Origin of the sequence: Actinomadura decatromicini (assembly GCF_008121305.1) — a bacterium.
Classification (GTDB): domain Bacteria; phylum Actinomycetota; class Actinomycetes; order Streptosporangiales; family Streptosporangiaceae; genus Spirillospora; species Spirillospora syzygii.
Window position 1 is genome coordinate 297,326 of the sequence record NZ_VSRQ01000002.1, and the last position, 23,665, is coordinate 320,990.

The window sequence follows — 23,665 nt, forward strand, 5'->3', positions numbered from 1 at the left end:
CAAGGGTTGCCCACCGGGTTATCCACGAAAATCCCCAGAGTTTTCCACAACTTGTGAGTAGCGACTCCGGATCTCTGGTGATGCGCGCCCTATGTCGTTTCCGTGCGCCGGACGGGCTGTGGACGAGGCGTCCGCGTCCCGTCCACAGGCGTCGCCGCCGGTTGTCCACACTGTGCACGAGCGTGCCGGTCAGCGCTTGCGCGCCTGGTGCTTGATGCGCCCGGTCAGCTCCGTGACCTGGTTGTATATCGCACGGCGCTCGGCCATCAGCGACCGGATCTTGCGTTCGGCGTGCATGACGGTGGTGTGGTCGCGGCCCCCGAACTGCTGTCCGATCTTGGGGAGCGACAGGTCGGTCAGCTCGCGGCACAGGTACATCGCGATCTGCCGGGCGGTGACGAGCATCCGGGACCGGGACGGCCCGCACAGGTCCTCGATGGTGGTGCCGAAGTACTCCACCGTCTGCGCCATGATCATCGCGGCGGTGATCTCCGGGCCGGAGTCGTTCGGGATGAGGTCCTTCAACACGATCTCGGCGAGCTTCATGTCGACCGACTGCCGGTTCAGGCTCGCGAACGCGGTGACCCGGATGAGGGCGCCCTCCAGTTCGCGGATGTTCGTCGCGATCTGCGAGGCGATGAACTCCAGCACGTCCGGCGGGGCGGCGAGGCCCTCCTGGCGCGCCTTCTTCTGCAGGATCGCGATGCGCGTCTCCAACTCGGGTGGCTGCACGTCCGTCGTCAGCCCCCATTCGAACCGGTTGCGCAGCCGGTCTTCCAGCGTGACCAGTTCCTTGGGCGGACGGTCGCTGGAGATGACGATCTGCTTGCTGGCGTTGTGGAGCGTGTTGAACGTGTGGAAGAACTCCTCCTGCGTCTGCTCCTTGCCCTCAAGGAACTGGATGTCATCGACGAGGAGGATGTCGACATCGCGGTAACGGCGACGGAACCCGTCCGCCTTACCGTCGCGGATCGAGTTGATGAAGTCGTTCGTGAACTCCTCGGAGCTCACGTAGCGGACGCGCGCTCCGTTGAAGAGGCTCTGGGCGTAGTGGCCGATCGCGTGGAGCAGGTGCGTCTTGCCGAGACCGGAGTCGCCGTAGACGAACAACGGGTTGTACGCCTTGGCGGGCTGCTCGGCGACCGCGACGGCCGCCGCGTGCGCGAACCGGTTCGACGACCCAATGACGAACGTCTCGAACGTGTACTTGGGGTTCAGCCGGGCGTGCTCTGAGGCGCCCGCCCCAGGGGCGGGCGCAGGAGCGCGCGGGTCGAGGTTGTCCTCGTCGCGGAAGGAGCTCTCACGGTAGGGCGGCTCGTCACCGCGGTACTGCTCGCCGCCCCCTCCGCCCCCGCCGTATTGCTCCGGGGGCGCGTAGGACTGCTCGACACCGGGAAACGGGTCTCCGCCCTGGAAGGTGTCTTCCGCGCGTCCCAACGGCGGCTCGCTCCCGCCGTGCTGGGGCTCGCGGCCCTGTGGCTCAGCGGCTCGTCCACCCGGACGGAGCTGACCCAACGTCCGGTCGTTCAGATGAGAATGCGGGGGCCGCCCTGAGGGCTCCCCACCGAAACCTTCCTGGTTTCCATAACCCGGGTACGCCTGGGGGCCACGGTTGTCGAACGGGGCGGGACCACGTCCACCCGGCGGGCCATAAGAAGTAGGAGGACGGGGCGCGGGCGGATAGGCGCCGCGTTCGTCGTCCTCGGCCTGTGGATAACCTCCGTGTCCACTCGGGCTGTGGGCAACTCCCGACCGGTACCCCTGGTCACCGTACGGCTGCTCCGGGTACGCGCGGTCGGACCGCTCGCCGTACCCCTGGTCGGCGAACGGACGCTCCCGATCACGGTCGCGGTCGCGCTCGCGGTCCCGGTCGTCCGGCGGACGCTCGGAGTAGGAGTCGCCATAGGGCGGCGTGGACTCGTGCATCCCGAGCCCCGCTCCGGGCCCCGGAACCGGCGCCGACAGCGGCTCCCCCGCACCCGGCCGCGCGCCCCCCGCGGGAGGGCCCGGCGCACCCGCCGGAGGCTCCGGCTGGACGGTCACCGCGACGCGGATCTCCCTGCCCAGCTCACGTGAGAGCGCCTGCGTGATGAGGTTGCGGAGGCGTGTTTCGAGGGCGTCCTTGGCGAACTCGTTCGGGGCGGCGAGCAGCGCCGTCCCCTCGACCAGCGCCAGCGGGCGGACCATCGGCAGCCATGCGCGGTAGCTCGGCGACAGATCGCTCTCGGACAGGGCCGTCAGGGTGCGGGCCCAGACCGATCCGAGATCCTGACCGTCCATGCGCAAGGTCCCCTCCCCCTCCGTCCGACGGAGTACCTGTCTGCCCGTCCGCCCCACGGCACGCGATCGGCCTCACGGGGCACGGCCGCGGCGCGAAAGACTTACTCTCTCACGAGTTGTCCACAGAGTTGTCCACATGCTGTGCATAGGCATGGGGCACCCTGTGTAAAACCCACGAGGCGGGTTCCGGTGAACGAGGTCGGGAGAGCGCCGGCCTTCGCAGGGCCGGTGGTGGGGTGGTTCCTGAACGGGGGCTAGCGGGGCTGAAGGCCGACATCAGATCGCGGAATTCGTCGGAGGAGCGTCGGCTCGCCCGGACGACCTTAACCGCTGTGAGCCACACCCGCAACAGGCGCCATCCCGTCCAACATGTCCATCGGAGTCCGATCCCGAGACATGCCCGCCGGCGCGCTTCCCATGCGCGCGCGGGGCGCTGGAGCGGCCGCTCCGTTTGACCGTGCGGCCGGTTGCCCGTAACGTTCTGAGGTCGAGTCGCATCGACGGAGATGCCGCGTGCCCGCCGGCAGCCTCGCCACGCAGGCTCGGGCGGGCCCCCGCTGCGGGGGACCGGACGCGGCCCTCGATGCGAGCTATCGAGCCTTTGCCGAAAATGACGCCGAACCGACCGCAGCCCTGGAGCCTCAAGTGAGCAAGCGTACTTTCCAGCCGAACAACCGTCGCCGCCACAAGAAGCACGGCTTCCGGCTGCGCATGCGCACGCGCGCGGGCCGCGCGATCCTCGCCAACCGGCGCGGCAAGGGCCGCGCCCGCATCGCGGTCTGACCCACCCACACTGTGCTGCCGTCCGGAAACCGGATGCGGCGGCGGGACGACTTCACGTTGGCCGTCCGGCGCGGGCGCCGCGCCGGACGGCCAACCGTCGTTGTTCATCTGCTCCACCCGGACCAGGAGCCCGGCGCGGCGGCACCGCCGCTCGTCGGGTTCATCGTCGCGCGCCCGGTGGGCAACGCCGTCGTCCGCAACTCCGTGCGGCGCCGGCTCCGCCACCTGGCGCGCCCGCACCTGGACCGGCTCCCAGCGGGTAGCCTGCTCGTAGTGCGCGCCAACCCCCGTGCGGGGAAGGCGCGTCCTGGCGAACTGGCCGCGGATCTCGAGTCGGCGTTGGACCGGCTCCTGCGGCCCGCGTCCAAGGGGCGGAGATGAGGACTCGGCAGGGGATGGCTCTCCCCTCGCGGTATGAGATGGGGCGACCGGGCCCCGTCGCGAGCCTGCTGATCCTTCTCGTCCGCGCCTACCGCCGCTTCTTGAGTCCCCTGCTCGGGCAGCAGTGCCGGTTCCAGCCCACGTGCAGCGCGTACGGCCTGGAGGCGCTCCAGGTGCACGGGGCGCTGCGCGGCACCTGGTTGACGGCCCGCCGGATCGCGCGGTGCCATCCGTTCCATCCCGGGGGTCACGACCCGGTGCCGCCGCGGAAGACGAGGTCCACGGCGGCCCCCTCGAACTCCGGCCGCGAGGAGAGCGGCCCCGCCCTAGCAGAGCCCAAGGAGCTGCCCGGTGCTTGATTGGTTGTACGAGATCGTCTCTCAGCTCATCGTGTGGATCCACACGGGGCTGAGCACCTTCCTCCCCAAGGACAGCGGTTGGGCCTGGGGCGGCTCGATCATTCTGCTGACCGTCCTCCTGCGGCTGCTGCTGGTCCCTCTGTTCGTGAAGCAGATCCACGCTTCGCGGAAGATGCAGGAGCTGAACCCGAAGGTCCAGGCGCTCCGCAAGAAATACAAGAACGACAAGCAGCGCCTCAACCAGGAGGTCATGAAGCTCTACCAGGAGAACGGCGCCAACCCGCTTTCGGGCTGTCTCCCCCTCCTGGTACAGATGCCGATCTTCATTGGGCTGTTCCAGACCCTCAAGCGGATCTCGGACGCCAAGGAAGGCCACGACGTCTTCGCGATGGACTGGGACCTCGTCAAGAGCGCCCAGAACGCGAACATCTTCGGCGCCCACATCCCGGACACGTTCCTGAACGCCTGGGGCGCCAACCCCAAGGTGTGGAGCGCGATCATCGTCACCGGCATCGCCGTGGTGATCAGCTCCTGCACGACGTTCTTCACCGTCCGGGCCAGCATGAAGCGGCAGCCCGTCACCGACGACGCCAACCCGATGATGCAGGCGCAGAAGATGATGGTCTTCCTCGCGCCGCTGTTCGGTCTGTTCGGGCTCGGGTTCCCACTGGGTGTCCTCATGTACTGGGTCACGTCCAACAGCTGGACCCTGGCGCAGCAGCACTACATCTACAAGCGGTACCCACCGCCCGGTAAGGACGGCGAGGCCGCGTCCACCACCACCACTGGCAAGACGGGTGGGAAGTCCGGCGCGGGCAAGGCCGGGGCCAAGGCGGGCGCCAAGGCCGCCGGGACAAAGAACGGCCAGGCCGCGTCCGGGATCAAGGCCAAGGCCCGGCTCAAGAAGGAGCCGGAGCCGGTGGACGACGAGCCCGACACCAAGCCCAAGGTCGTGCGGAACCAGCCGACCCGTAAGCCGCGCAGCAAGCGCAGCGGCACCCCGAAGCGCTAGTTTGAACCCCGAGTACGTGCCGGAGAAGGAGATCCCGTTGAGCCAGACCGACACCACCGAGGTCGACGTCCAGGCGCTCGAACAGGAAGGCGAGATCGCCGCCGACTACATCGAGGGCCTCCTGGACATCGGTGACTACGACGGCGACATCGACATGGACGTCGAGGGCGAGCGCGCGATCGTCGCCGTCGTCGGCGGTTCCCTGGACGAGCTGGTCGGCAAGCGCGGCGAGGTCCTGGAGGCGCTGCAGGAGCTGACGCGGCTGGCCGTGCACCGCCAGACCGGCAACCGGACCCGGCTCATGCTCGACATCGGCGGGTACCGCGAGCGGCGGCGGGCCGAGCTGACCAAGCTCGGCACGGACGTCGCCGACGAGGTCAAGCAGGCGGGCGAGCCGAAGCCGCTCGCCCCGATGACCCCGTTCGAGCGCAAGATCGTCCACGACGCGGTGGCCGCCGCCGGGTTGCGCAGCGAGTCCGAGGGCGAGGAGCCCGACCGCTACGTGGTGGTCTATCCCGCCTGACCTCGGCCGTCCACGGCCCCGACCGGTCCACCGGTCGGGGCCGTCGCCTTTTTCACGGTGCCTTGAGGCTTTCACGGTGCCTTGAGGACGGGCTCCTTCGAGCGCGGCTGCGTTCGGGGCTCGCCTCGTCAGAGGAGCGGCGCGTTGGTGGGGTGGCGCGTTTGGAGGAGAGGGCCCCGCGCCTGGATCTGGCGCGGGGCCCCGGAGCCCGGTGTGCTGCGCCGCCCTGGCACACCGGGCACGCGCGACGTCCCTCCTACCGGCTCCTTCTGTCCGCCCGTCGTGTTACCGGCGCGTGGTGCGGCGCCATCTGCGGCGCTCCGGGACCTGGGTGTCGCTGTTCACCACGGCCGTCCTGTTCACCTCCGCCGGGTCCTGCGCGTGCGCCGGATCCTGGGCGAAGGTCGGGTCCAGCTCCCGGTGGCCGGTCGGCGCGGCGGGAGCGGGGTGCTCGATCACACGTTCGACGCGTTCGCTCGGACGGCCCCCGACGGGCGGCGGGTCCTCGATGATGTGCTCTTCGCGGACGATCGTCCCGGGCTCGTCCCCGTAGGCGGGGTCTGCGCCGGTGATGCGGCCCGCGCCGCGCCGCGGCCGGGTGTACTTGAGCGTGAAGCCCATGCTGATCAGGCCGACCAGGATGAGGATCCAGCCGACCAGGTGAATGTCGACGCCGCTGAGATCGACGCGCAGCGCGAACGCCAGGATCGCGCCCAGGGCGATGAATGCGAGACTGACTCCGATTCCCATCTGTCGGAGCTCCTTCCGAGGGGGATTCGGGCGACCTCGCAACCACCTACCCCACGGGCCTCGAATATGCGATGAGGTCATGTGGTTCTCGCCATAACGGAAGGGTCCTCCGACCTCGCGGCGCTACGTCGGGCGCTCGCGGCAGGACGTCCGTCACGCCGTTTCACGTGCGCGCCGCCGCCGTGTTATGTGGAACGATTCGTCTGGTGGGGATTGCGAGCGAGGTTTTCGGTGACGCGCTTCCGGTCGCGGAACGCTATGCGGCGTTCCTCGGGACGGCCGGCGTCGAGCGCGGGCTCATCGGGCCCCGCGAGGTCGATCGTCTCTGGGAACGCCATCTGATCAACTGCGCGGTCGTGTCGGCCGCGGTGCCGCCGGACGCGCGGGTCGTCGACATCGGCTCGGGCGCGGGCCTGCCGGGCATCGTGCTCGCGATCGTCCGGCCGGACCTGCGGATCACCCTGCTCGAACCGCTGCTGCGGCGGACGACGTTCCTGACCGAGTGCGTCGAGATGCTCGACCTGGAGAACGTCGAGGTGCTGCGGGCGCGGGCCGAGGAGGTGGCCGGACGCCTGTCGATGGACGTCGCCACGGCGCGCGCCGTCGCACCGCTCGAACGCCTCGCGAAGTGGGCGCTTCCGCTGCTGCGGCCGGGGGGCGAGCTGCTCGCGCTCAAGGGGGAGCGCGCCGCGGCCGAGCTGGACGAGGCCGAGCCCGTCCTGAAGCGGCACGGGGTGCGCGGCACCGAACTGCTTCAAGTCGGGCGCGGTATGGTCGACCCTCCGACAACTCTCGTGCGAGTGATCGCCGGCGGCGGCGAGAATGTCGGACGACGGAGGCGCGCACCCCGGCGTGCCAAAGGGTCGAGGAAGAGGTCTTCATGAGCACGGGACCAGGACTTGGCAGACCTGACCGCGCCGACGAATCCCCCGACGAACAGCCGCCCGGCCCGCCCGGCCCGGGCGGACCCGGCGCGGCCGCGGACCGGACGGCGGTCGCCGGGGCGCCGGGGGACGCGGATCCGGCCACCACGCCGGGGACCGCGCCCTCCGGGCATGCGAAGTGGGGCATCACGACGTCCGGAACCGCGGAGAACGTCGGCTATGTACCGACGAACACCGGCGCGCCGCCGCCGGTGCCGCGCAAGGGACCAAATCAGGGGGAGTCAGAACTCGTGCGCGAGGCGCTCAAGGACGCCAAGGTTTCACGTGAAACGTCGACCGCGACGGCCGCCACCACGGCCACGACGGTCAGGACGATGACCGGCCGCCGGGACAGGGAATGGCCCCGGCCGGACAAATGTCGCATCATCACCATCGCCAACCAGAAGGGCGGCGTGGGGAAGACCACCAGCTCGGTGAACCTTGCCGCGTCCCTCGCCATGCACGGCGCGCAGGTGCTCGTGGTCGACCTCGACCCGCAGGGGAACGCCTCCACCGCCCTCGGTGTCGACCACCACGCGGAGGTCCCGTCGATCTACGACGTGCTGATCGAGGACATGTCGTTCGCCGACATCGTCGTTCCGGCGCCCGAGATCCCGAACCTTTACTGCGCGCCCGCGACGCTCAACCTCGCCGGCGCGGAGATCGAGCTCGTGTCCAAGGTGGCCCGCGAGTCGCGGCTGCGGCGGGCGCTCGAGGCATACGACACCGACAAGTTCGACTACGTGCTGATCGACTGCCCGCCGTCCCTCGGGCTGCTCACCGTGAACGCGCTCGTCGGCGGCGACGAACTGCTCATCCCGATCCAGTGCGAGTACTACGCGCTGGAGGGCCTCGGGCAGCTCATCCGGACCGTCGACCTCGTCAAGGCGCACCTCAACCAACAGCTGAAGGTGTCCACCATCCTGCTCACGATGTACGACGCCAGGACGCGGCTCGCCGCGCAGGTGGCGGAGGACGTGCGGAACCACTTCGGCGACGTCGTCCTCAATACGGTCATCCCCCGCAGCGTCCGGGTCTCCGAGGCGCCGAGCTACGGGCAGTCCGTCATGACCTACGACCCCGGGTCGAGCGGCGCGCTCGCTTACAGCGAGGCCGCGTCCGAGATGGCCCACGCGGGGGCCGTCCAGTGAGCCAGCAGCGACGCGGTCTGGGCAAGGGGCTGGGCGCCCTCATTCCTACGGGCCCGCCCCCGCCCGCACCGCCCGCGCCCGGTGACCCGGCCGTCGCCGACGGCGGCGCGCCGGGCTCCGCCGGAGGAGCCGGGGCGAACGGCATGGCGTCGGCGGCGTCCCATCTGGGGCTGGAGCCGGTCGCGGGCGCCCATTTCGCCGAGCTGCCCGTCCGCTCCATCACGCCGAACCCGCGCCAGCCGCGCGAGGTGTTCGACGAGGACGCCCTGAACGAGCTGGCCGAGTCGATCCGCATCGTCGGACTGCTGCAGCCGATCGTCGTCCGCAAGGTCGCGTCGGGCGAGCACGACTACGAGCTGATCATGGGCGAGCGGCGGCTGCGGGCGTCCGAGCGCGCCGGGCTGGACGTGATCCCGGCGATCGTCCGCGAAACCAGCGACGACGACCTGCTCCGCGACGCGCTCATGGAGAACCTCCACCGCCAGCAGCTCAATCCGCTGGAGGAGGCGGCCGCGTACCAGCAGCTCCTCCAGGACTTCGGCGCGACCCACGAGCAGCTCGCCGGGCGCATCGGACGGTCGCGTCCGCACATCACCAACACGCTGCGCCTGCTGAACCTGCCGCCCGCCGTGCAGAGCCGGGTCGCCGCGGGCGTCCTGTCCGCCGGGCACGCCCGCGCGCTCCTCTCGCTCGACAGCGTCGAGGCGCAGGAGCATCTGGCGCAGCGCGTCGTCCAGGAGGGGATCTCCGTCCGGGCGCTCGAAGAGCTGATCGCGCTCCGCGAGTACGACGAGCCGAAGGCGCCGCGCCAGGGCCGCCGCAAGAAGCCGGTCGCGCCCGGCCTCCAGGAGCTCGCCGACCGGCTCTCCGACCGCTACGAGACCAAGGTCCGCGTCGACATGGGCCGCAACAAGGGCAAGATCGTGGTCGAGTTCGCCACCCTCGAAGACCTGGACCGCATCATCAAGTCCATGGCCCCCGACGACGACCCCACCACCGCCTGACGCCCACTCCACCCCAGCGCCCCGGAAGCCCAGCTCCCGGGGCGCCCGTGTTTCCCGTGAAACATCCCTCCCCAACCCCCCTGATCGGCCGCCGGGGCGACTCGGGTGGTGGGCGGCTTGAGGCTTCTCGTGAAACCTGAGGCATCCCCTGGCGGGGACGCGGCGCGCGCCGTCGCACCGCGCGCCCCGGGCACCGGCCCGGGCTGAGAGCGGTGCCACAGCCGTCCGGCGGCGGGCCGCTGTTCCAGGGCGAGAGGTTTCCCGTGAAACATGCGGTTGGCGACGGCGGAGACGTGGGCGCATCGACCGCCGCACCAACCCGCCGAGCGCCAACGGCCGCGCACCGATCAGCCGCGGACCGCCCGGGCCAAGCGCGCCGACCCACCGCGCCGACCCACCGCGCGGCGTGCCACGCCGACGTGCCACGCCGACGTGCCGCGCCCACGTGCCGCGCCCACGTGCCGACCCGCCGAGCACCGACGTGCCGTGCGGCACGGGGGGCTGCGCACGGGCTGACCCGCAGCTCGCGGGGGCCGATGTTTCACGAGAAACATCGGCCCTCGCGGGTGGTGGGTTGTGCGGTGAAGCTGGGAGGTGGGGGGTTAGGGGAAGCGGGAGAGGATCAGGGAGCGGCAGACCTCGCCCAGATCCAGGCCGGCGACGCTGATGGCGCGGGGGAAGAGGCTTGTCTCGGTCATGCCGGGGGCCACGTTGACTTCGAGGAAGTGGACCTCGCCGTCGGGGGAGACGATGAGGTCGGTGCGGGAGAGGTCGCGGAGGCCGAGGGCGCGGTGGGCGGTGACGGCGGCGGCGGTGGCGCGGGCGGTGGCGTCCGGGTCGAGGCGGGCCGGGGTGACGAACTCGGTGTCCCCGGCGTCGTAGCGGGCGGTGTAGTCGTACAGGCCGCCGGGCGCGACGATCTCGACGGCGGGAAGCGCCACGGGTTCGCCGTCGCGCTCGATGACGCTCACCGACACCTCGGTGCCCGGCACGTAGCGCTCGACGAGCGCGGCGTCCCCGTAGGCGAAGCAGCCGACCATCGCGGCGGAGAGGTCGGCGGCCTCCTGGACGACGGACGCGCCGAGCGCCGACCCGCCCCGCGTCGGCTTGACGAAGAGGGGCAGCCCGAGGCTCCGGATGATCTGGTCGAGGACGGACGACGCGCCGAGGTCGTGGAAGACCTCCTTGGGCAGCGCGACGGACTCGGGCGTCTGGAGCCCGGCCCGGCGCACCACGGACTTGGCGGTCGGCTTGTCCCAGGCGACGCGGCAGGCGTCCGGACGCGCGCCGACGTAGCGGACGTCGAGCAGTTCGAGGACGTCCCGGATCGAGCCGTCCTCCCCCGCCGCGCCGTGCAGGACGGGGAACACCGCGTCCGGCGGGTCGTCGGTGAGGGAGTCGAGGAGGGTCGCGTCCGCGTCGCGGAGCTCGACGGGGATGTCGAGGGCGCGCAGCGCCTCGGTGACGCGGCGGCCGGAGCGGAGCGACACCTCGCGCTCGTAGGAGAGTCCGCCCGCGAGGACGACGACGTGCCCGAGTTCCACTGATGGTGCCCCTCTAGACGGTGGTCAAAAGAAAGCGCCGGCCCCCGGACGCCCGCGAAGGGGCCCGAGAGCCGGCGTGTTTCACGTGAAACAACTCAGACGACGTCCGGCCCGGGAGCCTGCACGCCGACGGAGTTGCCCGCGACCGTCCCGCCGAAGGTGTCGCGGAGGCGGACCTCCTGCTCGATGACGGCGGCGAGGCGGCGGACGCCCTCCCGGATCCGGTGCGGTTCGGGGAAGCAGTAGGACAGCCGCATGTGCCGGTGCCCGGTGCCGTCCGCGTAGAAGCCGGTGCCGGGGACGTAGGCGACCCGCTCGGCGATCGCGCGCGGCGCCATCGCCTTGGAGTCGAGGCCCTCGGGGAGGGTCAGCCAGACGAAGAAGCCGCCCGCGGGACGGGTCCAGGTGCAGCCGTCCGGCATGAGCTGGTCGAGGGAGTCGAGCATCGCGTCGCGGCGGGCGCGGTAGAGCTCGCGGAAGCCCTTGATCTGCTCGCGCCACGGCTGCGTCGCGAGGTACTCCCGGACGGCGAGCTGCGAGAAGTTCGACGGGCACAGGATCGCCGACTCCGCGGCCAGCACGAGCTTCGCCCGCACCGCGTGCGGCGCCAGCACCCAGCCGACGCGCAGCCCCGACGCGATCGTCTTGGAGAACGAGCCGAGGTAGATGACGCGCTGGGAGTCGTCCGCGCGGAGGGCTCGCATGGGGTCGCCGTCGAAGCCGAGGAGCCCGTACGGGTTGTCCTCGACGACGAGCACGTCGTATTCGGCGCAGATCTCCAGGATCTGGGCGCGGCGCGCGGTGGTGAGCGTGACGCCCGCCGGGTTCTGGAACGTCGGGACGGTGTAGAGGAACTTGACGCGGCGGCCCTCGCGGCGCAGCCGGGCGAGCGTCTCGCGGAGCGCGGCGGGGATCAGCCCGCCCTCGTCCAGCGGGACGTGCACCACGTCGGCCTGGTAGGAGGCGAACGTGCCGAGCGCGCCGACGTAGGACGGGGCCTCGGCGAGGACGACGTCCCCCGGGTCGACGAAGATCTTGGTGATGAGGTCGAGCGCCTGCTGCGCGCCGACGGTGACGACGACGTCGTCCGCGGACGCCTGGACGCCCTCGAGCGCCATCACCTCGCAGATGTGCTCACGGAGCCGCTCGTCGCCCTGCGCGGAGCCGTACTGCAGCACTTCGGCGCCCTTGCCCGCGACGAGGTCGCCGATCATCCGTCCGACGGCGTCGAGGGGGAGCGCGGACACGTACGGCGCGCCGCCGGCCAGGGATACCACCTCGGGACGGGCGACCATCGCGAACAGAGCCCGGATCTCCGAGGGCACCATGCCGGCGGCACGGGCGGCATAGCGGTCGGTGTAGGCGTCCGTACGCGAGTGCTGTTCCACGAGGCACCTCCGAGGCGGTGGACTGGCTTGCCTGCAACTTACGGCATCGGCCCGCGCCGATCCCGCCGAACCCCGGGCGCGTCGCCCGGCCCGCCCGGCCCGCCCGGCTCCCGCGGCGGGCGCCGATCATGGACGGGCGTGCCGTCCGGGCGCGGGGCTCCCTGTCAGATACGATGCCCCCGGGACCCGGAATGTTGCCGGGGACTTCCGCGGAGTGGCGTTCCGCCCGAGCAGCCGACGGCCGTCCGGCCGCCGGTTCGGGACGGCGGGCGAGGATCGCAGCAGGGGGTGCCGACCCGGTGTCGCGTCGTCTGGTCAACATCACGCTGGACAATCTCGCTGATCTGCCGCACCGCTGCCGCGGCTGCGTGTTCTGGGAGCTGGACCCGGTCGGCCGCGAGCGCGCGCTGGAGACCGGCGACCCCGCCCTGGAGAAGGAGGCGTGGATCTCCTCGACGCTGCTGGAGTGGGGCAGCTGCGGCAAGATCGTGTACGTCGACAACGTCCCGGCGGGCTTCGTGATGTACGCGCCGCCGCTGTACGTGCCGCGCTCGGTGGCGTTCCCGACGAGCCCGGTCAGCGCGGACGCGGTGCTGCTGATGACCGCGCACATCCTGCCCGAGTTCGCGGGCGGCGGGCTCGGCCGGATGCTCGTCCAGGGCGTCGCGAAGGACCTCACCCGCCGCACGGTGAAGGCGATCGAGGCGTTCGGCGACCTCAAGGGCGAGGAGGGCGGGTGCATGGTCCCCGCCGACTACCTGCTCTCGGTGGGGTTCAAGACCGTCCGGCCGCATCACCGGTACCCGCGGCTGCGGCTGGAGCTCAAGTCGGCCCTGTCGTGGCGTGAGGACGTCGAGGTGGCGCTGGAACGGCTCCTGGGCTCCATGACCCCCGAAGGGGCGCTGCGTCCCGTCTAGGACGAACTGAGCCGCTCCAGCACCGATCGACACCGCTTCGCATGCGTGTGGCCCGCACTCTGCGTCAGAGTGCGGGCCACACGCCTTTCGCGCTCGCCGCGGGAGACGACGAGGAACCGGGAGAATCAGATGAACTCGGCCAGGTCGCGCAGCAGGGCGGCCTTCGGCTTCGCGCCCATGATCTGCTTGACGACCTCGCCGTCCTTGTAGACGTTCATCGTCGGGATCTGCAGGACGTTGTACTGCTGCGGCACCTTCGGGTTCTCGTCGATGTTCAGCTTCACGATGTCGATCTTGTCGCCGTGCTCCTTGGAGATCTCCTCCAGGATCGGCGCCACCATCCGGCACGGGCCGCACCACTCGGCCCAGAAGTCGACGAGAACGGGCTTGTCGCTGCCCAGGACCTCGGACGCGAAGTCGGCGTCGGTCACGGCTTTCATGGTGGTTCCCCTTCGGTGTTCGTACGGGTTCGGCGGTTGAGGCTCGCTGGACGTCCGCCCCGCAGATGGGCGGGAGGCGCGGTCAGGACGCCTCGGCCTCCGAGACCTTCTGCTCCGAGTCCTGGTCCTGGAGCCAGCGCTCGGCGTCGATGGCGGCGGCGCAGCCGGTGCCCGCGGCGGTGATGGCCTGCCGGTAGACGTGGTCGACGACGTCGCCGCAGGCGAACACGCCGGGGATCTTCGTCCGCGTGGACGGGGCGTCCACCAGGAGGTACCCGTCGGTGTCGGTCTCCAACTGCCCGGCGAACAGCTCGCTGCGCGGGTCGTGGCCGATCGCGATGAACAGGCCGGTGATCTCCAGCGCCGACTGCTCCCCGGACTTCGTGTTCCGGACGGTCACGCCGGTGACCCTGTCCTCGCCCTGGATGGAGACGACCTCGCTGTCCCACAGGAAGCGGATCTTCTCGTTGGCGAACGCCCGGTCCTGCATGATCTTGGACGCGCGCAGCTCGTCGCGGCGGTGGACCACCGTCACCGAGCGGGCGAACTTGGTCAGGAAGATCGCCTCTTCCATGGCGGTGTCGCCGCCGCCGACGACGGCGATGTCCTGCTCGCGGAAGAAGAAGCCGTCGCAGGTCGCGCACCAGGAGACGCCGCGTCCGGAGAGCCGCTGCTCGTCGGGCAGGCCGAGGTTGCGGTAGCCGGACCCGGTCGCGACGATCACCGTCCGGGCGCGGTAGACGTCGTCGCCGACCTTGACGACCTTCGGGTCGGCGGTGAGGTCGACCTCGGTCACGTCGTCGGTGATCAGCTCGGCGCCGAACCGCTCGGCCTGCTTGCGCAGGTTGTCCATGAGGTCGGGGCCCATGATCCCGTCCGGGAAGCCGGGGAAGTTCTCCACGTCGGTGGTGTTCATCAGCGCGCCGCCGGCGGTCACCGAGCCCTCGAAGACCAGCGGACGGAGGTCGCCGCGAGCCGCGTAGACGGCAGCGGTGTAGCCCGCGGGGCCCGAACCGATGATGATGACGTTACGGACGTCGCTCACTGCGTCTGCCTTTCCTCGTGGCCGTCGGCGCGGCACGGCCCGGCCCTGCCAATCGCGTCAACCGATCCTAGGCCCAGGGGATTCCCGGCAGGCGCCGCCCGACTCCCGCGTCCGCCGGTGGCCCGTCCGGGAGAAGGCCCGGTCAGGCGCGGGACGTCCTGTCGGCGGCCGGTCGTAGGGTGAGGGGATGGCGCGCATTCTGCTTTTCCACTCGATGTACGGGCTGCGCCCGGCGGTGCACCAGGCGGCCGACAGGCTCCGCGCGGCCGGACACGAGGTCCACGTCCCCGACCTCTACGACGGGCGTGTCGCCGACACGTCGGAGGACGGGGCCGCCATCAAGGACGACATCGGACGGGACGAGCTGCTGCGTCGCGGTGTCGCGGCCGCCGCCCCGCTCGTGGACGCCGGCGGGCTCGTCTACGCCGGGTTCTCGCTCGGCGCCGCCGTCGCCCAGAACCTCGCGCTCGCCGACGCGAAGGCGGGCGGGCTGCTGCTGATGCACGGGACGTCCGACATGGCCGACGACGCCTCCACCGAGATCCCGGTGCAGCTCCACGTCGCCGACCCCGACACCTACGAGCCCGCCGACTGGCTGAACGCCTGGTACCTGCGCATGCGCAAGGCGGGCGCGGACGTGGAGATCTTCCGCTACCGGGGCGCCGGGCACCTCTTCACCGACCCCGGCCTCCCCGACCACGACCCCGAATCCGCCGAACGCGCCTGGACGATCGCCCTCGACTTCCTAGCGCCCCTCTGACGCCCGCCCAACCGCGACAAGCGACACGATTCCGACCGCGACCCGTCGTCCGTCCCACGACCGCGCCGCCACGCGACACCGACCGGACATCCGACCGCGACATCGACCGGACACGCGACATCCCCCGGCCCGAAGAACCGGCCGGACACGACCCGCCACCCGGCGACGCGAATCCGCGTTGCCCCCACGCAGCGACACGCGAAGGCCGCCCGTATCCGCGAAGGCTCGTCCACACACGGGAAACCCAGCGGGAAGCCGCGCCCACAGGCGGCCTCCGCCTGTGGACGAACAGGCCGCTGAACGCGTGGAGGCCGTGCTCGTCCGGGAACGGGCACGGCCTCGGTGGCACGCGTCAGGCGTTGTCGATCTTTTTCAGGACGTGTTGGTCGGCGGCGGAGCAGTCCGGGCCGACGACCCAGACGGTCAGCTTGCCGTTCCGGTCGCCCCGGACGGCGATGACGGTGGCCGGGCGGCCCTCGTAGTCGGCCTGGTCGACGAGGACGGGCTTGCGCTCCCCGACCACGCCGAGCACGCACTCGCGGAGCCGCGTGTCCGGCGAGGCGGCCAGGCCGCGCTTGGTCGAGCCGTCCGCGGCGACGGCGCCGACCTGCGCGGCGAGCGTCCCGGCCCGGTAGTGGGTGCCGCTGCGGGCGACCTCGAAGGCCGGCGCGGGCGCGGCGTTCGGCGCCATCCCCTCGGCGGTGCGGGGGCGGGCGTTGTCCTGCGGCGGGGTCGCCGCCTGGCCGTGGCCGCCGTCCGCGTCGTCCAGCGCGAGGCTGCCGACCGCCGCTCCGCCGCCGAGCACCACCACGGCCGCCGCGGCGGCCGAGAGGATCCGCCAATGCCGCCTTCCGCGCCGCTCCTCAAGGCTCGCGACCGTGGCGCTGTTCAGCGACTCCGCGGCGATGGCGGTGTCGATGCGTTCGGCCAGCTCGGCGGGCATGGACGGCACGGGTGCCTCCGCCAGGATCCGGGAGACGTCCGCGAGGTCGGCGGAGCGTTCACGGCAGTCGGCGCAGGTGTCGAGGTGCGCGCTGACGGAGGCGGCTTCGTCGTCTTCGAGCATTCCCTCGGCCAGGTCGGCGAGGATGTCGTAGTCAAGGTGTGCGGGGTTCACTTGGGCATGCCACCTCCTTCCACACCTCCGACGTTTTTCGGTTCCCGTCGGTTCCGGTGGTGGACCAGAAGGGGCGCGAGCCGGGCCCGTCCCCGCGCGCAGCGGCTCTTGATCGTCCCGGGCGGGACCTCCATGACCTGAGCCGCGTCGTCGACGGAGTAGCCCATCATGTCGACGAGGACGAGGGCCGCGCGCTGCTCGAACGGCAGCTGCTCCAGGGCGGTGCGGACGTCGAGGGACACGCCGTGCGCGTCGGTCGGGTCGGGCATCTTCGGCGCGACGGCGTCGAACGTGGCGTCGTCCCCCATCGGCGTCGCCGGGCGGACGGACTTGCGCCGGACGCGGTCGAGGCAGGCGTTCACCACGATCCGGTGCAGCCAGGTGGTGACGGCGGCGTCCCCGCGGAACCGTCCGGCCGCGCGGAACGCCGACAGGCAGGCGTCCTGGAGGGCGTCGGCGGCCTCCTCCGGGTCGCCGAGGGTGCGCAGCGCGACGGCCCACATGCGGTCCCGGTGGCGGTGGACCAGTTCGGCGAACGCGTGCGGGTCCCCCTGGGCGTGGCGGTGGAGGAGCTCCTTGTCGGGCACCTCGTCGACGCGACGCATGCTCACCGACGTCATGAGCGACCGCTTTCTCGTTCGGGACGCCTGGCCGGGGCCGGCGCCGGGAGCCCGCGACCGGCTGCTGGGGTTGGCACCACGGATTCCTGGGGGCGAAGGGACAATCTGCTCACAGGCACGATACAGACATGCGCCGCCCCACGTCACAGACCGTTCGGCGGCGTCCCGGCCGATCGCGGGGATGTCACCGGCGCGGTGATTCGCCGCGATCCTCCCGTAGGGGGCCGCGGACGCCGGTCGACCTGCCGGTGTGCGGACGTTCCGCCGGGTCAGCCGGTCGAGCCGAGGACGGAGACCTCGTTGACCTCGGCGCGGATCTGGCCGTCCGACCCGTGCCCGAGCCTGGTGAACCAGAGCAGCACATACCGCGCGGTACGCGGCTGCTGGAGCTTGAACGACACGCTGCCGGACCCGGCCGTGGCCGTGTCCGCCTTCTGCATCGAGCCCGCGTCGGACGTGGCGCCGATCTTCAACTGGATCACGGCCCCCGCGGACTGGGCGGGAAGCTGGGCCTTGATCTCGCTGACCTTGACCGTCCTGCCCATGTCGAGCAGGAGCCCGAGCCCCTCCTTGAGCCTGCCGAAGTCCGGCGAGGTGTAGTAGGAGCTGCGCCACGCGGTGCCGGACTTGCCGTCGATGGCGAGGCGGCCCTTCTCCGTGCCCTTGCCGCCGTCCTGGCCGACGGGGTCGACGCCCTCCGCGGTCCGGACCTTGAGCTCGGCGACGGCGGGCTTCGCCGGGGCGCTCTGGCGGCCCTTGTCGGTGACGTTGTCGTTCGGGTCGCCCTTGTCGCGGAGGCCGGTCAGCGCCCACGCGCCGAGCCCGACGATGACGGTGAGGGCGGCGGCCGCGACGCCGAGGAGGGCGCGGTTGCCGGACCGTCCCGGAGCGCCGTGCGCCGGCGCCGCCCGGGTGCCGGTGGACCCCGGCGGGGCGTCCCGGCGGCCGCGCACGCGCGGCGGCGGGACGTGCGACGCCGCCGTCCGCTCCGGCTCGGCGGCCGGCCGGTGCGGCTGCGTGGCGCCCGGCGCGGCCGGACGGCGCGGCGGCGCCGGACGCGCGGGCGGCTGGGCGTGCCCGAGCCCGGCGAACAGCGGCAGCGGCGTTCGCGGGACGCCGCGCAGCGCCTTCGCGAGGTCGGACGGGGACGCGAGCGCCTCCGCCGCCCCGAGGCCGAGGCAGCGGCAGACGATCGCGTCGATGGCGTGCGAGATCCCGGCCTGGACCTGCCGGGGCGCGTGCGGGACGCCGTCCGTGGCGGGCGCCGCGGGCAGGTCGGACCCGGCCGGGTCGCCCGGCCAGTGCGCGGTGAGCGCGGCGTACAGCATCCGGCCGAGGCCGCGGACGTCGTCGCCGCCCGGGTCGTCGGACTGCCGGTCGCCGAGCACGGCGTCGGTCGCGATGCCGAGGATCTTGACGGTGCCGCCGGTCGTCCACACGAGGTCGCGGGGGGTGAGGCAGAGGTGCGACAGCCCGGCGGCGTGCGCGGCGGAGAGCGCCTCGGCCGCCTCGTAGAGCAGGGTGGCGGCGCGCCCCGGCTCCAGCGGGGCCTTGGCGAGCATGCCCTCCAGCGTCTCGCCGGCGACCCACTCGCTGACGACGTACGCGCTCTCGCCGCTGTCGTCGGCGTCGAACACCTGGGTGAGCCGCGGGTCGGTCAGCCTGCTCGCCGAGCGGGCGGACGTCACCGCCTCGGCGATCCGGGGGAACTCGGGGTCGAAGGTGCGGACGGCGACCGCCCGCGCGAGGATCTCGTCGATGGCCTTCCAGAGGGCCGAACCGCCGGAGTCGCTGATGCGCTCCTCCAGCCGGTAGCGGCCGGCGAGGCGCGTGCCGGGCTCGATGACTGACGTGCTCACGGCAACGTCCTGCACAGGTGGTCAGATCCCATGTTCGTGGCGTGGCAGCTTACGCCTCCGACCCTCCTCTTTGCGTTCCCCAGGGTGTCGCCCCGCAAGCCGTAGTCCCCCACATGGTAGTGGCTACACGCCCGGGTGGCTTCCTTATCGCGGCGCGTCCTTTTTACTTTGTCTCGCGGGTTTACCTCGCTTCCCACTGCCGCTACCGCTACAGATGCCATTCCGTCGTGCTCGCGTCGTGTCGGCGCCGCCGCCCGTCCGCCCGTCTGGTTCGCGGCGGGCTTCCGGCCGCGACCGAACCGGGATCGGTCCCGGGCTAGCGGCCGGGCAGGCGGCTCGTGAACGTGGAGATCGCCGTCTGGACCTCGTCCACCCGCATGAGCTTGGCGAAGAGCACGTAGAGGAGGCCGCCGCCCGCCGAGCCGACGACGAGCGCGGCCAGCGCGGGCAGCAGGTTGGCGGTGTCGCCCGCCGCGTCCGCGACGGTGCGCGTGGCGTAGGCGAAGCCGACGAGCGGCCAGACGGCGACGAGCAGCTTCAGGTGCCCGCCGACGATGCGGCGCCCGTCGATGCCGCCGAGCTTGCGGCGCAGCACCAGCCAGCAGGTCAGCGTGCCGACGATGTTCGTGATCGCGAACCCGCCCGCGATGCCGACGACGATCCACTTGACGTCGAGGACGCTGTACGCCGTGAACGCCACGATGATGTTGGACGTGACGGACACGAGCCCGACCAGCGCGGGCGTCCGGGTGTCGCCGTGCGCGTAGAAGACGCGCAGCATGAGCTGGTAGGTGGAGAACGGCACGAGCGCGATCGCGAACATCTGCATGACCCGGGCGATGACCAGCGCGTCCGCGGGCGAGGTGTTGCCGTGCGCGAACAGCACCGTCGTGATCTCCGGGCCGAGCACCAGCATCAGCGCCGCCGCCGGCATGATGATCACCGAGGACAGCCGCAGCCCGCTGGAGAACGCGGCCCGCACGTCGGCGGTCTTGCCCTCGGCCGCGAACCGGCTCATCCGCGGCAGCAGCGCGGTGATCACCGAGACGCCGACGATGGCGTACGGCAGTTGGAAGAGCTGGTAGCCGTTGAAGTACGGCGTGTACCCGTAGCCCTCGCCGAGGCCCTGCTTGTCGGCGACCGTCCCGGCCCGGTTCGCGAGGGCGGTGACGACGGCGAGGCCGGTCTGGGTGGCGACGACGTAGAGCAGCGTCCAGCCGGCCATCCGCCCGACCTCGCCGATCTCGCCGCGCTGGAAGTCGAGGCGGGGCCGCCACCGGAACCCGACGCGGCGCAGCGACGGCCACAGCGCCACCGTCTGCAGGACGATCCCGCCGGTCGTCCCGATCGACAGCAGCATGAGCTGGCCGTCCGAGATGCTGGACGGGTCGATCCGGCCGGAGGTGATCGCGAGGAACGCGCCGCCGACCGCGATGACCACGAGGTTGTTCAGCACCGGCGCCCACATCGGCGCGCCGAAGCTGCCGCGCGTGTTGAGGATCGCCCCGGCGAACGCGCCGACGCCGTAGAAGAAGATCTGCGGCAGGAAGAACTGCGCGAACAGGATGGCGACCTTGCGCTGGTCGCCGGTGTAGCTGCCCGCGAGGACGTCGATGAACAGCGGCGCGCACAGGATCGCGACGACGGTCAGCACGCCGAGGCCGATCACCGCGAGGGTGAACACGCGCTGCTCGTACCGTTCGCCGTACGCGCGGTCGCGTTCCTTAGCCCGGACCAGCAGCGGGACGACGACGCTGGTCAGGATCCCGCCGAGCAGCAGGTCGTAGATCTGGTTCGGGATCGTGTTCGCGGTGTTGTAGGCGTTGGCGAGCAGGCCGGTGCCGAGCGCGGCGACGATGACCGCGGTGCGCAGGAAGCCGGTGACGCGGGACGCGAGGGTGCCCACCGCCATGATCGCGCCGGAGCGCAGGATGCCGCCGGAGGCCGGCTTCTCGCCGCCGTCCGGCGCGGGCGGTCGGGGCGGCAGGGCGTCGACGACCGTCTCGCCCGGCGTCGGCGGGCCTCCCGGCGCCGTACCGCCGGGGGCGGGGAGGTCAATCGCCGTCTCGGCCGCGGGGGTCGGCGGCGGAGTGCCTGCCGCGCCGCCCGGCCTTCCCGTCGGCGGCCGGTTCGGGTACCCCTGCGGCGCCGGGTACGTCGGACGCGGCGGGCCCTGCGGGGGCGGGCCCTGCGGGGGCGGGCCCTGTGGGGGCGGAACCTGGCCCGGCTGGACGTGGGGCGGGCCCTGGTTCGGCGGGCGCCCCTGCGGGCTGCCCTGGGGATTGTGGCCCTGACCCGGGTAGCCCTGCCCCTGCCCCTGTGGCGGGTAGCCCTGCCCCGGGGGCTGCGGGGAACTCGACGCCGGGGAGCCCGGGCCCTGCGAACCCGGGGCCGGCGTATCCGTACCCCTGTTCGGCCGTCCCCGCCGATCCCATTCCGGTCGACCCGTCACCGGCTGCCTCCGCTTTCCGGCGGCGCCTTGCTCTGATGGCCCGCACTCCGACGCCCACGAAGAGTACGGCAAGTCCGCCGCCCGTGATGAGCAGCGCCAGCCGTCCGTACCCGGTGGTGCGGACGGTGATGGTCTGGACGTCCCCGAACCTCCGCCCCTTCGTGTTCCGGTCCGAGTTCGGGTTCGAGCTCGGGACCCACAGCTCCAGGTAGACGTGGAAGTTGCCGTTGCCCGACGCCTTCGCCGGGATCCAGCGCTGGGCCCGCTGCCCGGGCCTGAGCTCGATCACCGCCTCCTCCGGGGGGAGCTGCCCGAGCCGGAGTTTCGCGGTGTTCTCGGACGTCGCGACAAGGCGGACCGTCACCGATTGATGGCTCAGCCTGTTCTCGATGAGGACCGGGAGTCTCCCCGAACTCCCCCCCATCAGGACGCGCCCGTTCTTCGGATGGACGATGCGGACGCTCCCCATGTCGTCCTTCACCTGCTTGCTGAGCGCGTCGCGGGCGGCCTTGGCGCGGGCGGGCATCGTCCGCCAGGCGACGGAGTCCAGGCGGAGCAGGGCGCGCTCGTAGGAGATCTTGATGTCGCCCGTCATCACGGCCCGGAACGCCGAGGCGCGCTTGGCGATGTCGTGCGTCTGCGCGAGGTGCGCGTCGCCCAGCTCGTGCCACACGTTGGAGTCGGGGAGGCCGTTGAACACCCGGGCCTGCGGCTGCGCGGCCTCGATCTTCTTCAGCGGCGTCTCGCGCAGCCAGGCGGCGTCCTTCGTGTAGGTCAGCAGGCGCTCGGCGAGGCCGGGCGCCGGGTCCCAGCGCCGGTCGGGGGCGACGACCACCGAGCGCGCCAGGTTCGGCGTCTCCGCCGCGATCATCGCCGTCTCGGCCAGGAACCGCTGCTCGGTCAGCACCCCTCCGGCCGCGGACCGCGACCCCTGGCTGACGATCTGGCTGAGCTTCTCGTCGTACAGGACGGTCTTCTCGACGCCCCGCTTCGTCTGCAGCGCCGTCGTCGCGTTCGGCGGCGTGCCCGACGCCGGGTTCTGGAACTGCGAACTGCTCATCAGGAACGATCCGCCGCGCTTGAGCTGGTGCTCGGCGAGCTGTTCGAGCGTCCCCGGACCGGCGGCGCCGGACGGCGGCCAGGCGACGTGCGCGTCCGCCGGACGTCCGAGCGCCTGCGTCGCGACACCGGTGTTGCGGGCGTCGAGGGCGACGGCGATGTCGCGCGGCGTCTTGTGCCGGACGAGCGCGACCACGTCCGGGTCGCCGTACGGGACGGTGAAGTAGGGGTCGCCCTTCGACGCGGTCTTCAGGTCGGACAGCCACCGCGCCGCGACCGGGCTCTTCTCCTTCTCGGCGCCCTTCTTCGCGCCGAACGGCTGGACGACGTAGGGGTCGGACGCGATGCGCTGCGCGTCGTCCATGAGCGCCGGGTCGACCGCCCACGTGACCGGCGTGGCGGTCGTGCCCGCCGCGCTGACGAGCCGGTTGAGGCGTCCGCCGGGGGCCATGTCCTTGGTGAGCTGGTCGTCGAAGAACGCCCCGTCGGTGGTGCGGTGCATGCGGTCGATCAGCGGCCAGACCCAGCTGATCGAGACGGGCTTGAACAGCCGCTTCTGCGGCATGAACGTCAGGAACGTCGTCAGCCCGCCGACGACCTGCTGCGCCGGGTTCAGCACCTCGACGCCCACCGGGTACACGCCCGGCGTGCCGTTCGGAGCGCTCAGCCGGAGCGACTTGGGGGTCGCCTGGAACGACCAGTTCTGCGTCGAGCCGGGCGCGGCGACGTTCGTCAATGGCTGCGGCTGGGTCACGTTCGGCAGCTGGTTCGTCTGCCCGGACGAGAACTGGTCGAGCTGGCCCCGGCTGGTGATCGGCTGCGCGCTGTACCGCATCCGGATGGTGAGTCCGGCGAGCTGCCCTTCCGTCCGGTTCTTCGCGATACCGGATATCTCGATCCGCGAATTGCCATGCAGGGTCTTCGGCGACACCTGAGTGAACGCGAGCCCCACCTGCACCCGCTGCCGCTGCGCGCCCGTCGCACGTCCCGCGGAGGCGAGGGTCCCCTCGGCAGCGGCCAGATCAGGAGACCCGGGGGACGACGCGAGGGCGGGCGGGATCAGGACGGTGGGGGCCGCCATCGTGATGCAGGGCAGCAGGGCGGCCAGCGCGACAGCGCGCCTGACCATTCTCACGCCGTGTCCGACCGAGAGCCGTCCGGCGCCGCGCCGACCGCGCGACCGGCTCCCTCGGGACGACGGGCATAGATTTCCCGCACCACGGCCCCGATGTTAGTCGGCCACGCGCCCCCATCAGGCCGCCCCGCCCACCCCGAGCCCGGATTCCCCCAATCACCCG

General features: G+C 71.8%; 21 protein-coding genes. 10 read left to right on the forward strand and 11 right to left on the reverse strand.

Annotated features, from left to right (window positions below; translation table 11 throughout):
• Window positions 1-189: 189 nt before the first annotated feature.
• Entirely contained in the window at window positions 190-2,280 is a 2,091-nt protein-coding gene (dnaA, locus tag FXF68_RS08990; RefSeq protein WP_148758489.1) for a chromosomal replication initiator protein DnaA, read from the reverse strand.
• 645 nt (window positions 2,281-2,925) lie between these two features.
• Here dnaA and rpmH point away from each other — a divergent pair.
• From rpmH to FXF68_RS09015, 5 genes are read left to right on the forward strand one after another with little or no spacing between them, the layout of a single operon-like run.
• Entirely contained in the window at window positions 2,926-3,063 is a 138-nt protein-coding gene (gene rpmH / locus FXF68_RS08995; RefSeq protein WP_067905399.1) for a 50S ribosomal protein L34, read from the forward strand.
• A gap of 12 nt (window positions 3,064-3,075) precedes the next feature.
• On the forward strand, window positions 3,076-3,444 hold the full coding sequence (gene rnpA, locus FXF68_RS09000; RefSeq protein ID WP_148758490.1) for a ribonuclease P protein component: 369 nt from the start codon (window positions 3,076-3,078) through the stop codon (window positions 3,442-3,444).
• 14 nt (window positions 3,445-3,458) lie between these two features.
• On the forward strand, window positions 3,459-3,803 hold the full coding sequence (yidD, locus tag FXF68_RS09005; RefSeq protein ID WP_246178544.1) for a membrane protein insertion efficiency factor YidD: 345 nt from the start codon (window positions 3,459-3,461) through the stop codon (window positions 3,801-3,803).
• On the forward strand, window positions 3,796-4,815 hold the full coding sequence (gene yidC, locus FXF68_RS09010; protein ID WP_148758491.1) for a membrane protein insertase YidC: 1,020 nt from the start codon (window positions 3,796-3,798) through the stop codon (window positions 4,813-4,815). The genes yidD and yidC overlap by 8 nt, the downstream gene beginning before the upstream one ends.
• A 37-nt stretch (window positions 4,816-4,852) precedes the next feature.
• The gene (locus FXF68_RS09015; protein WP_067905405.1) at window positions 4,853-5,338 is read left to right on the forward strand and encodes a Jag family protein; all 486 of its coding nucleotides are present in this window, start codon (window positions 4,853-4,855) and stop codon (window positions 5,336-5,338) included.
• Window positions 5,339-5,623: 285 nt separating this feature from the next.
• Here the strand turns inward: FXF68_RS09015 and FXF68_RS09020 are convergent, their stop codons facing one another.
• Window positions 5,624-6,088: a DUF6458 family protein gene (locus FXF68_RS09020; protein WP_148758492.1), complete on the reverse strand. Its 465-nt coding sequence runs from the start codon at window positions 6,086-6,088 to the stop codon at window positions 5,624-5,626.
• 206 nt (window positions 6,089-6,294) lie between these two features.
• On the opposite strand from FXF68_RS09020, the gene rsmG reads away from it, so the two are divergent.
• The 3 genes from rsmG to FXF68_RS09035 all read left to right on the forward strand — a co-directional run bounded on the left by rsmG (window position 6,295) and on the right by FXF68_RS09035 (window position 9,166).
• A complete protein-coding gene (gene rsmG, locus FXF68_RS09025; protein WP_148758493.1) occupies window positions 6,295-6,972 on the forward strand; it encodes a 16S rRNA (guanine(527)-N(7))-methyltransferase RsmG in 678 nt (225 codons plus the stop codon).
• 374 nt (window positions 6,973-7,346) lie between these two features.
• A complete protein-coding gene (locus FXF68_RS09030; protein WP_148759323.1) occupies window positions 7,347-8,162 on the forward strand; it encodes a ParA family protein in 816 nt (271 codons plus the stop codon).
• Window positions 8,159-9,166 (forward strand): ParB/RepB/Spo0J family partition protein, encoded by a 1,008-nt coding sequence (locus FXF68_RS09035; protein ID WP_148758494.1) that lies wholly within the window; start codon window positions 8,159-8,161, stop codon window positions 9,164-9,166. Before FXF68_RS09030 ends, FXF68_RS09035 begins: the two co-directional genes overlap by 4 nt.
• A 602-nt stretch (window positions 9,167-9,768) precedes the next feature.
• Here FXF68_RS09035 and FXF68_RS09040 read toward each other — a convergent pair.
• The gene (locus tag FXF68_RS09040) at window positions 9,769-10,710 is read right to left on the reverse strand and encodes a D-alanine--D-alanine ligase family protein (protein ID WP_148350211.1); all 942 of its coding nucleotides are present in this window, start codon (window positions 10,708-10,710) and stop codon (window positions 9,769-9,771) included.
• Between the two features lie 95 nt (window positions 10,711-10,805).
• Window positions 10,806-12,038 carry an aminotransferase-like domain-containing protein gene (locus FXF68_RS09045; protein WP_148759324.1) on the reverse strand — a complete coding sequence of 411 codons (1,233 nt, stop codon included), beginning with the start codon at window positions 12,036-12,038 and terminating at the stop codon, window positions 10,806-10,808.
• 359 nt (window positions 12,039-12,397) lie between these two features.
• Between FXF68_RS09045 and FXF68_RS09050 the strand changes: the two genes are divergently transcribed.
• Window positions 12,398-13,015: a GNAT family N-acetyltransferase gene (locus FXF68_RS09050; RefSeq protein ID WP_148758495.1), complete on the forward strand. Its 618-nt coding sequence runs from the start codon at window positions 12,398-12,400 to the stop codon at window positions 13,013-13,015.
• Between the two features lie 125 nt (window positions 13,016-13,140).
• Here FXF68_RS09050 and trxA read toward each other — a convergent pair whose 3' ends face one another.
• Both trxA and trxB read right to left on the reverse strand, forming a co-directional pair.
• The gene (gene trxA / locus FXF68_RS09055) at window positions 13,141-13,455 is read right to left on the reverse strand and encodes a thioredoxin (RefSeq protein ID WP_148758496.1); all 315 of its coding nucleotides are present in this window, start codon (window positions 13,453-13,455) and stop codon (window positions 13,141-13,143) included.
• An 82-nt stretch (window positions 13,456-13,537) separates the two neighbouring features.
• Window positions 13,538-14,500 carry a thioredoxin-disulfide reductase gene (gene trxB, locus FXF68_RS09060; RefSeq protein WP_148758497.1) on the reverse strand — a complete coding sequence of 321 codons (963 nt, stop codon included), beginning with the start codon at window positions 14,498-14,500 and terminating at the stop codon, window positions 13,538-13,540.
• Between the two features lie 187 nt (window positions 14,501-14,687).
• Between trxB and FXF68_RS09065 the strand changes: the two genes are divergently transcribed.
• The gene (locus FXF68_RS09065) at window positions 14,688-15,260 is read left to right on the forward strand and encodes a dienelactone hydrolase family protein (RefSeq protein WP_148758498.1); all 573 of its coding nucleotides are present in this window, start codon (window positions 14,688-14,690) and stop codon (window positions 15,258-15,260) included.
• Window positions 15,261-15,612: 352 nt separating this feature from the next.
• Here the strand turns inward: FXF68_RS09065 and FXF68_RS09070 are convergent, their stop codons facing one another.
• From FXF68_RS09070 to FXF68_RS09090, 5 genes are all read right to left on the reverse strand, one after another.
• A complete protein-coding gene (locus FXF68_RS09070; RefSeq protein ID WP_148758499.1) occupies window positions 15,613-16,377 on the reverse strand; it encodes an anti-sigma factor family protein in 765 nt (254 codons plus the stop codon).
• Window positions 16,374-16,982, reverse strand: a complete 609-nt coding sequence (gene sigM, locus FXF68_RS09075) for an RNA polymerase sigma factor SigM (protein WP_067905333.1) — start codon at window positions 16,980-16,982, stop codon at window positions 16,374-16,376. Before sigM ends, FXF68_RS09070 begins: the two co-directional genes overlap by 4 nt.
• 284 nt (window positions 16,983-17,266) lie before the next feature.
• A complete protein-coding gene (locus FXF68_RS09080) occupies window positions 17,267-18,856 on the reverse strand; it encodes a protein kinase family protein (RefSeq protein WP_148758500.1) in 1,590 nt (529 codons plus the stop codon).
• 316 nt (window positions 18,857-19,172) lie between these two features.
• Window positions 19,173-20,915 carry a murein biosynthesis integral membrane protein MurJ gene (gene murJ / locus FXF68_RS09085; protein WP_148759325.1) on the reverse strand — a complete coding sequence of 581 codons (1,743 nt, stop codon included), beginning with the start codon at window positions 20,913-20,915 and terminating at the stop codon, window positions 19,173-19,175.
• Window positions 20,911-23,496 (reverse strand): DUF6049 family protein, encoded by a 2,586-nt coding sequence (locus FXF68_RS09090; RefSeq protein WP_148758501.1) that lies wholly within the window; start codon window positions 23,494-23,496, stop codon window positions 20,911-20,913. Before FXF68_RS09090 ends, murJ begins: the two co-directional genes overlap by 5 nt.
• Window positions 23,497-23,665: the final 169 nt, after the last annotated feature.

Bases quoted from the DNA above. Each gene is read 5' to 3' on its own strand.
- dnaA (WP_148758489.1), bottom strand. From the start codon at position 2,280: ATGGACGGTCAGGATCTCGGATCGGTCTGGGCCCGCACCCTGACGGCC.
- yidD (WP_246178544.1), top strand. From the start codon at position 3,459: ATGGCTCTCCCCTCGCGGTATGAGATGGGGCGACCGGGCCCCGTCGCG.
- FXF68_RS09020 (WP_148758492.1), bottom strand. From the start codon at position 6,088: ATGGGAATCGGAGTCAGTCTCGCATTCATCGCCCTGGGCGCGATCCTG.
- FXF68_RS09030 (WP_148759323.1), top strand. From the start codon at position 7,347: ATGACCGGCCGCCGGGACAGGGAATGGCCCCGGCCGGACAAATGTCGC.
- FXF68_RS09045 (WP_148759324.1), bottom strand. From the start codon at position 12,038: ATGGTGCCCTCGGAGATCCGGGCTCTGTTCGCGATGGTCGCCCGTCCC.
- trxA (WP_148758496.1), bottom strand. From the start codon at position 13,455: ATGAAAGCCGTGACCGACGCCGACTTCGCGTCCGAGGTCCTGGGCAGC.
- FXF68_RS09065 (WP_148758498.1), top strand. From the start codon at position 14,688: ATGGCGCGCATTCTGCTTTTCCACTCGATGTACGGGCTGCGCCCGGCG.
- sigM (WP_067905333.1), bottom strand. From the start codon at position 16,982: ATGCGTCGCGTCGACGAGGTGCCCGACAAGGAGCTCCTCCACCGCCAC.
- FXF68_RS09090 (WP_148758501.1), bottom strand. From the start codon at position 23,496: ATGGTCAGGCGCGCTGTCGCGCTGGCCGCCCTGCTGCCCTGCATCACG.